This is a genomic window from Oceanobacillus neutriphilus (genome assembly GCF_014645515.1).
GTDB lineage: Bacteria > Bacillota > Bacilli > Bacillales > Amphibacillaceae > Oceanobacillus > Oceanobacillus neutriphilus.
On sequence record NZ_BMLW01000014.1, the window covers coordinates 153095 to 162721 of the forward strand.

At 39.2% G+C, this 9627-nt stretch carries 7 protein-coding genes; 4 read left to right on the forward strand and 3 right to left on the reverse strand.

Annotated elements, in window-relative coordinates; genetic code table 11:
- Positions 1-276: 276 nt before the first annotated feature.
- Positions 277-1089 carry a TerC family protein gene (locus IEX29_RS21285; RefSeq protein ID WP_188737036.1) on the reverse strand — a complete coding sequence of 271 codons (813 nt, stop codon included), beginning with the start codon at positions 1087-1089 and terminating at the stop codon, positions 277-279.
- 457 nt (positions 1090-1546) lie between these two features.
- On the opposite strand from IEX29_RS21285, the gene IEX29_RS21290 reads away from it, so the two are divergent.
- Together IEX29_RS21290 and IEX29_RS21295 are read left to right on the forward strand one after the other, a co-directional pair.
- Complete coding sequence (locus tag IEX29_RS21290) at positions 1547-2641, forward strand: AI-2E family transporter (protein WP_188737037.1); 1095 nt, start codon at positions 1547-1549, stop codon at positions 2639-2641.
- A gap of 11 nt (positions 2642-2652) precedes the next feature.
- A complete protein-coding gene (locus IEX29_RS21295; protein WP_188737039.1) occupies positions 2653-2835 on the forward strand; it encodes an SE1832 family protein in 183 nt (60 codons plus the stop codon).
- A gap of 51 nt (positions 2836-2886) precedes the next feature.
- Here the strand turns inward: IEX29_RS21295 and IEX29_RS21300 are convergent, their stop codons facing one another.
- Complete coding sequence (locus IEX29_RS21300) at positions 2887-4713, reverse strand: cation:proton antiporter (RefSeq protein WP_188737041.1); 1827 nt, start codon at positions 4711-4713, stop codon at positions 2887-2889.
- Between the two features lie 571 nt (positions 4714-5284).
- On the opposite strand from IEX29_RS21300, the gene recQ reads away from it, so the two are divergent.
- Complete coding sequence (gene recQ, locus IEX29_RS21305; protein ID WP_188737043.1) at positions 5285-7438, forward strand: DNA helicase RecQ; 2154 nt, start codon at positions 5285-5287, stop codon at positions 7436-7438.
- 81 nt (positions 7439-7519) lie between these two features.
- On the opposite strand, the gene IEX29_RS21310 is transcribed toward recQ, so the two are convergent.
- Positions 7520-8758: an aminopeptidase gene (locus tag IEX29_RS21310; protein ID WP_188737045.1), complete on the reverse strand. Its 1239-nt coding sequence runs from the start codon at positions 8756-8758 to the stop codon at positions 7520-7522.
- Between the two features lie 241 nt (positions 8759-8999).
- Here IEX29_RS21310 and IEX29_RS21315 point away from each other — a divergent pair, with 241 nt between their 5' ends.
- Positions 9000-9332, forward strand: coding sequence for a winged helix-turn-helix transcriptional regulator (locus tag IEX29_RS21315; protein WP_188737047.1), 333 nt, complete (start codon positions 9000-9002; stop codon positions 9330-9332).
- Positions 9333-9627 lie beyond the last annotated feature (295 nt).

Genomic DNA, 9627 nt, shown 5'->3' on the forward strand with positions numbered 1-9627 from the left:
CGCAGGAAAAAAGTGCTCTTCTTTTTTTCGAGGAGGCTGAGCTCAAGCCCACGGAAAGCGTAGTGTATTTCTAGGGTTGCGATTACTCACCCCATGAAACCCGTTGCAGCGGCTGACTTCAGCATTTTTATATACTTTCTTATCTTTTAAAAAACCGTGCTGACCATTTTACAAGTCAACACGGCTTTCGTAATTCCTTCTTTTAGCTACAGAAGGAATACATGAATTTGATTCAGGTAAACGGTCAGTACATTCCCTGATTAGTACAGTCAGGTTTTAGTTTGACCTTGATTGTTCTTTATCTCTTTTCAATTTCGGACTGGATGCAAACCAACCGGCAACCGCAATTCCTACAAGAACGATATAGAAGGAAGCTTTCCATATTGTTGAGTGCGGGAAGTGCTCTGGAAGGACTGCTAAATCCGGATTTGCTAATACGATAACAGCCAGTTTCACTCCGACCCATCCTACAATTAGAAAGGCGGCTATTTCCAATGTTGGCCGTTTATGCAGGAGTCCTACAAATATATTGGCAGCGAATCGCATAATAATTAAACCAATCATACCACCGGCAAATACTACAGCAAATTGACCTGTATCCAAACTTCCAATATGGCCTAACGTTGTTGGCGGTAATGCTACTGCCAAGGCAACAGCTGCTAAAATAGAATCTACAGCAAAGGCTAAATCTGCGAACTCCACTTTCACCACAGTCATCCAGAATTCCTTCCTGGATACCTGCCCTGTCTCTGCAGAATCCGCTTCATCCTTCTCTGGCGATTCTGATTTGTCCGGTTCCTTCTTCTTAAATCTGTCGTATAAGTTCTTTCCTGATATAAATAACAGATATGCGGCTCCTAACGCCTGTACGAACCAGAAATCAACCAGAAATGAAATAACAAATAAGGATGCAAAACGCATGACAAATGCTCCTGCCAATCCATAAAATAATGCTTTCTTTCTCTGTTCTTCCGGCAAATGTCTTACCATGATTGCTAATACAAGTGCATTATCTGCTGCTAATAAGCCTTCTAATGCCACTAACACCAGCAAGACCCATAAATACTCGAGCAGTAATTCTGTTCCCATGATGTATTCCCCTTCTCTACATGTATTTTGCAGAAAAGGTCATAAAAAGAGACCTTTACCTGCAATCGGTAAAGGTCTCGCTAACAACTTTTCTGGTTGCCACATAAAGCCGGGGATGATTGTCCCGTAATGACGACTTTACGTGTACAGCTACTCCCCTTTAGGAATAAATGTTCACTAAAAATTTATGATGACGTTTGATGACTGCCGCAAATTTTTGCATGTCCCTTTTCGCCATTTATTAAGTATACTTTATTAAAACCTTTTTTATGATCTTTGTCAATATCTTTTACAATTACTTCATACTATATTGCCTGAAAATATACATAACAAATACGTGCTCCCAGTCAGTCCTTGCACATATCCTCTGAAATCTCCCGCAGATGTTTATGGCTTTCTCAATTCGGTTAATGTAAAATATAGCATAACAAACAAAGAAAGAAAGTAGTGTGATTCAATGACGCAGAAACGCTGGTTTCAATTTTTCATCTTTTTTATCTGTCTATTTACATTAATTTTTTTGGTCTCTATAACACATTTTATCTTTACACCTGTCTTGCAGTTAGTTGGCGCTGTAGCTCTCCCAATTATCGGTGCAGGTATCCTTTATTATTTAACCAGACCGCTGATGAATCTGCTCGTCAAATATAAAGTACCGCGAATCTTAGCCATTATTGTTGTATTCCTGGTTATCATAGGTGCAATTACACTGTTTATCGTATTTATCTGGCCGATCGCCCGTGATCAGTTTGACCGTTTAATGGACAGTATTCCCGGAATGGTTCAGACGGTGGAAGGATGGATTAATTATTGGCAGGATAATATTGCTTTAGTTCCTGACCAGGTAATTGATGCTATTAATAATTTCGCCAATGATATCCCCGGGCATATTGAGAATGTATTGAATAATGTTTTCGGTTTTCTGGGAAGCTTTATTGGCCAGCTGGTGAGCATTATTGCCGGAATTGTCCTGGTTCCGTTTTTCCTCTTCTTTATGTTAAAAGATGGAGAAAAGCTTGTTCCGTTCATTCTGCAATTTTTCAGCAAAAAGAAAGCAGATAACCTGCATGATTTACTAAGTAAAATTGATAAAGTATTATCTGCCTTTATCCAGGGACAGCTATTAGTCAGTTTTGCAGTAGGTGTTTTATTGCTGATTGGTTACTTGATTATCGGTTTAGAGTATGCTGTTGTACTCGCATTATTCGGTATGATGATGAACGTTATCCCGTTCCTGGGACCTTATATTGCTGTTATCCCTGCCTTGTTAGTCGGCGGGTTCCAGGATCCGTATAATTTATTTTGGGTAGCTATTATTATGCTTGTAGCTCAACAGCTTGAAAGTACGTTTATTACTCCAAATGTGATGGGTCAGACACTCAGTCTGCATCCGTTAACTGTTATTACGGTGATTCTGGCTGCCGGAAGCATTGCCGGATTTTTAGGGATATTGTTCGCGATTCCTGTATACGCAGTAATCCGTACCATTACAATTCACTTTTATCAAACCTTTGTGAAATCAAGAAAAAATAAGGATGATGCATTAATTTAGGAGGGGTTTTCTTGACAAAAAAAGCAGAACTGGAGCAGCAATTAGATGAATTAAAATCTGATTATGCCCGTATTCAAGGGGATTTAGATAAGCTCGAGTTTGTTAAAGGGCGTGTCTCCTCAGCTGAAGAACAATTAGTCCGTTTAGAAGGAGAAATTGCTGCGGTAAGAAAAGAACTGGAGCAATTTAACTGATAAAGTAAAGAAGCTGACTCATTTCTTGACGAGTCAGCTTCTTTTATTATCTTAGCTTTGACCAGAATGCTTCTCTGCTTCTTTTCCTTTGGTTAAGCTGACAATCTTATCTCCGGATGCTGGTATGGTACGCATTTCTTCAGAGAAAAACTTCAGCTGTCCGGAAGGTTTAATTAAGAACAAATAGACTGTCTCCGGGTCCTTGGTCTGTTTGTAATTTTCAAACGTGAATTTATCGGTAAGTGTTGTCTGCCGCACAGTAAAACCATTCTCGGCTTTATCAATTAAGTCCTCCAGGGAGAATTTCTTATCAAATAAAATTCGGCCGCCAACCTGTGACACAATACCTGCAGAATATCCATTATCCTTAAACGTTGTATATGGACTGACCTTAAATACATTTGTTCTTCCGTATTCAGGAAGAAATGTTGTGCAGAGAAGCGAATTATACGATTTATCATGGGTTAACGTTAATAAATATTCATATGGAATAGTATCCAGATGATGCTCCGTCTGCTCAGACAGCATACTTCCATGATAGCTTTCCAAGCCTTCTTTTCTTGCCAAGGACAGATTTTCCCATGATGAATCAACAAGAATAGAAGGATAATTTGCCTCTTTTAATGATTTAGCTAATTGAACAGTAAATGGATTACTGCCGACAATTAATGCTCCGGGATTACCCTTATTCGACAGATTCAGCTTTTTAGACAGCCAGCCGATCGAAAATCCATGCGCTATTACAGTGAAAATGACAAGGGCAAAGGTCAATGCTGTCAGGATAGAAGCATCCTCATAGCCGGCATCTGTTAATACACCGGCAAAATAACCGGATACTGTTAACGCTACAATTCCTCTTGGTGCGATCCAGCCAATCAGCACCTTTTCATTAAGGCTGAGCCCTGTTCCAATCGTCGACAGGAAAATTGACAATGGCCTGACTGCAAACATCATCAGCAATACATAGCCGATAATGTGCGGATTAAATATCTGTGTGATTGTTGCCACATCAAGGGATGCTGTCAGCATAACAAAAATGGTTGAAATCAAAAGCACAGAAATATTTTCCTTAAAATGACGCATATCTGATACAGAACGAATCCCCATATTCGCTAAAGTGATTCCCATCGCTGTCACAGATAAAAGACCTGTTTCGTGCATAATAACATCTGCAATTGTAAAACAAAACAGAACAACAACGACAACCATCGGTGATTTCAGAAATTCAGGTACATGCCCCATCTCGAACATCCAGCCAAGTCCGCGACCTAATATCCAGCCCAGGAAGATGGCAAAAAGAGATCCGGCAAAGAAAAATATAATTTGGCTTGCTTCCGGGTTAGATGCTGTCATAAAAGTTATAATTTCAAATGCAAAAACAGCAAGCAAGGCTCCAATAGGATCAACAATAATTCCTTCCCATTTCAAAATCTTCGCAGGGCGCGCTTTTAATTTTGCCTGGCGTAAAAGCGGCATAATTACCGTTGGACCTGTCACTACAAATAAACCACCGATAACAAAGGCAACTGCCCAGGATAGGCCGGCGATGTAATGAGCTGTTAATGACCCTAAAACCCAGGCAATGAATGCACCCACTGTGGATATCCGAAAAATAGGTCTTCCTACTCCACGTAACTCTTGAAAGCTTAAATTTAAGCTTCCTTCAAATAATATAATTGCTACAGCCACAGAAATCAGCGGACTATACAGGTTTCCGAAATCCTGTTCCGGGTTAATGAATCCAAAAATAGGGCCAATCATCAGTCCTGTAGCTGCCATGACAACAATAGCCGGCATACGAAAGCGCCATGCGACCCATTGGGAAGCAACGCCTAATATACAAATTAACATTAGCTCAAATAGCAAAGAAGGAACCATATATTCCCCTCCTTTTCAAAAAATATAGCGTATTTTTCACGCTGTAACATGCATAATGAATCTTTAGGGATATAGTCATTGCCCTAAGTCCTCCAATGAAAGAAGATTAAAGAAACCTCACTGAAGGAAGTTTTATTTTATAGATGAAATAAGAAAAAGTAAATTCATATGAAGTTATATACAGAAAAATTTACATTTCTCCGAGCAATAGCTTTGTTTTGACAGTGTTTTCAACTGTTATTTACGATTTTTCAATACTTTACTTTCCAATTAAAACGTTCTAGGATAGAAGGTAGAAAATAATTAAATGAAATATTTATTCCTCACTTTTTTATATGTAGCTATCTAAGAAGAGTTAAATAATAACCGCTGCATTGTCTAATTATAAATCACGTATTTTCAGTTTATAAAATGAAGCATGTATTTAATCATTTACATTCTATAGGGGAGTTAATGGTTCAGCTTACATAACCCTGATATGAAATTTCCGCTATTCTTCTGCGTATTACATTTTTTGATGGGGTGAAAGTAATCTCAGCCCCAAACCAACCTCTAAAAGGGAGATTTATCTATGGAAAAGCATCTAAATATTTTACAGAATTACTTTGGCTATACCAGTTTCCGTCCTGGACAGGCTGAGGTTATTAACAATATCGATCAAGGTAAAAACACCCTTGCAGTAATGCCGACCGGCGGCGGGAAATCACTCTGTTATCAAGTACCCGGACTCGCTATGAACGGAACAGCAATTATTATTTCACCGCTTATTTCACTGATGAAGGACCAGGTAGACGGTTTACATGCACTAGGCGTGGCAGCTACTTATATTAACAGCTCTATTTCTTCCGCTGAACAGCGTCAGCGTTTAATCGCGATGCAGCAAAATCGTTACCAATTTGTTTACGTTGCTCCCGAGCGGTTTGAATCTGGTTCTTTCATTCATGCACTGCAGCAGACCAATCTTTCATTAATTGCTTTTGATGAGGCACATTGTATTTCCCAATGGGGGCATGATTTTCGTCCGAGCTACCGCTCCATCGTTCCTATTCTTCAACAGATTGGCGGCAATCCAATTATTATGGGACTCACTGCAACAGCTACACCTGAAGTTATTGAAGATATTCAGAGTCTTTTACATATAGCCCCTGCGAATACAGTGCACACTGGTTTTGAGAGAAAGAATCTCTCCTTTTTTATCGAAAAAGGAGTAAATAAAATAGACTACATTCTTTCCTACCTGAAAAAGCATCAGGGAGAAGTAGGAATTATCTATGCAGCTACGAGAAAACAGGTCGAATATGTCTATGATGTCCTAAACGAGAAAGGCTATGCCGTTTCCAAATATCACGGCGGGTTATCCGAACAGGAAAGACAGGCTGCACAAACAGCTTTTATTTTTGATCAAACCGAATTAATGGTTGCTACTACGGCATTTGGAATGGGAATTGATAAGTCGAATGTTCGTTTTATTATCCATTATGCTATCCCGATGAACATGGAATCCTACTATCAGGAAGCTGGAAGAGCCGGGCGGGACGGTGAACCGAGTAATTGTGTTTTATTATTCTCCCCTCAGGATATTCATACGCAAAAGTTCTTAATTGAAAAATCAGAGATGGACGAAGAAGGCATGCAGCGTGAATATCAAAAATTGAATAAGATGGTCAATTATTGCCGTACACAAAGCTGCTTAAACAGCTATATTCTTAACTACTTCCAGATGGGCTCTGCTGCTGGATCCTGCGGGCGCTGCAGCAATTGCCTGCAGCAAGGGGAATTAGAGGATATTACGGAAGAGGCACAAATGATTTTATCCTGTGTCAAACGCATGCGCGAACGGTTTGGCGTTGGTTTGACAGCCAAAGTCTTAAAAGGCTCGAAGGATAAGAAACTGATTCAATTCGGTTTAACAAAATTATCTACTTATGGAATCCTATCGAAATATACAGAGAAGGAAATTACAGAAAGAATTCACTTCTTACTTGCTGAAGAATGCTTAGCAGCAGAGGAAGGACAGTTTCCTATCTTAAAATTAAATCAAAAATCAATGGATATCCTTACCGGGAAAGAAAATGTTACGATGTTTATTCAGGACGTTCCAACTGTTGAAAAGGCAGATTATAGTACAGATCTGTTTGAAGCACTGCGTCAGCTTAGAAGATCAATGTCGCAGGAGCTGGAGTTGCCTCCTTATGTTTTATTTTCAGATATGACATTAAAGGAAATGGCCCGGTATCTTCCTGAAGATAAGGATGAATTCTTACGGTTAAAAGGGGTCGGTCAAAAGAAATACGAGCTATATGGAGAAGCTTTTCTGAAAGCTATAGCGGATTGGAAAGAAGCAAATCCCGATTATAAAGCACCGACAGCTATTCATTATCAAAAAGCAGCCAAAGCCAAAGATGCGGATGATCGCCCTTCCTATCAAATATCGTATGAGCTTCTGCAGAAAGGAAAAACAATTCGGGAAATTGCCGCCATCCGGGATTTAAAGGAACAGACGATAGAATCTCATGTTTTTCAAGCTTTTCAAAAGGGATATACACTTAATTGGAATTTATTTTTTAATTCCGAAGAAGAGGATACCGTTTTATCTAAGCATGAGGAAATAGACGCAACTGGATTGAAAGAACTGAAAGAGTCTTTACCACAAGACTATACGTATCGAAAAATTAAAGCTGTACTTGTGAAGAATGATAAATTTATGGTTAAAGAAAGTTCATAATAAACTGTATCTGCGGATGATTCATGCCTCAAAAAAACTGCAGCAGGACTTAGATAAGCCCTGCTGCAGTTTTTTTATTGTTTACTTAATATCCAATGCCCAGGTTCCATTACGGAATACCGGCTCTGAGTTGCCATCAGCTGTAATACCATCAATGTCCATTTTATCAGATCCAATCATAAAATCGACATGAACAAGGCTGTCATTTACCCCATGCTTATCCAGCTCCTCTAAATCCATAGCAGCTCCGCCTTTCAGATTCGTCGGATAAGCTTTACCCAACGCAATATGGCAGGAGGCATTTTCATCAAATAATGTGTTATAGAAAATAAGCCCAGATTGCGATACCGGCGATTCGTCTGGTACCAGGGCAATTTCTCCAAGACGGCGGGCACCATCGTCAGAGTCCAGCAGATGCTTCAAGACTTCTTCTCCCTGCTCTGCCTGAAAGTCAACTACTTTCCCCTCCTTAAAGGTTAAAGAGAAATTATCAATTAAGCTTCCTCCGTAGTTTAACGGTTTGGTACTTGATACTGTTCCGTTAATACCATATTTATGCGGCACAGAGAAAACCTCCTCTGTCGGCATATTCGGGTTGAAGGTAACGCCTGTTTCAGCCTCGGCAGATCCGCCTTTCCAAATATGTCCCTCCGGCAGTTCCAGTTCTAAATCTGTACCAGGTGCTTTAAAAATCAATTTTTTATAGTTTTTCTTATTTAACACTTCTCTGGCTGTTCTCAATGTTTCATTATGCTTATCCCATGCTGCAACGGGATCATCCTGGTCCACACGGACAATCTTCAAAATAGCTTCCCAAAGACTGGCAACCGCTTCCTCTGCTGACTTATCAGGGAAGATTTTTTTCGCCCAATCCTTTGATGGGATGGAAATAATGGTCCAAGGAATGCGGTCATTCATTGTATATTTCCGGAAATTCACCATCGCTTCCGCAGCTGCTTTATTTGCTTTTGCTACGCGTGACGGGTCAATATCCTTTAATAAATCCGGATTCGTGGAACGAATATTTACAACTGCTGCTCCATCCTCTGCAAACGTCTCATTCAATTTTACTTTCCATTCCGGAAAATGTGCAATAACTTCATCTGGTGCATTCTCGTATTTTAACAGGGTGAGCTCATCATCAACCCAGTTAATATGTACATCCTTTGCCCCCATTTCATACGCTTTACGAGCTACAATCCGCGTAAATTCTGCCCCTTCAATCGGCGCATTAATCATAACTGCCTGTCCTTTTTGCAGGTTAACACCCTTTTTCAATGTTAACTCTGCATACTTTTCCTGTACCTGTACTTGAACCATAAATATATACCTCCATATGCACAAATTTAAATTCTCTTTTTTTGAATACCTTTTTATTATTTCATATTCCCTTAAATATTTCCAAATATATTTCCTTTTAATATCCTCTATTATCCCCATCATTACAGCTTTCATTTACTAGTACCCCTATTTATGATACCCTATATTAAGATTACTTTTCGTAACTAATGAATTTATCACATACATTTCAGATACAAAATGGTTCTATGGAGGTGGAAAAATGAATCAATTATGTCCACGTTTTGAAAAAGCAATGGTCTTATTGAGCACTCGTTGGGTCGGGCTTATTTTATTTGAATTATTAAAAGGGGCAAAACGTTTTTCAGAGATGGAAGCAGACCTCCCTATTAGCGGCCGCTTACTTTCAGATCGTTTAAAATTACTGGAAAAAGAAGGTATTGTAGAGCGTAATATATATTCGGAATTTCCAGTTCGTATTGAATATACATTATCAGAAAAAGGAAAAGCGCTTGAGCCTGTGATCAAGGATATTCAGCACTGGGCGGAAGAATATATTTCCGCTGAAGAGATAGCGGATAATGAGAGAGAGTAAATGTCTCTTTTGTATGGAGGCAGGTGCCCCTACATTATTAAAAATCCAAATATGTTGTCAATCCCTTCTATCTCTTGACAAAGCATAAACTCCAGAAAGAAGGTAACGTGTAAGGCACCGCTGATATGCTCCCTTTATAGTAGACAGTAAAATAATAAAAATTCTCTCCTATTATGAAGGGAGTATTTCATATGTCTAAAAGAGGAACGAGACATGAACTGGATGAACGAATTCAAATAGTACGGCAAGTATTAGATAAGAGAAAATCCATAGGGGCAACAGCTAAAAAACATGG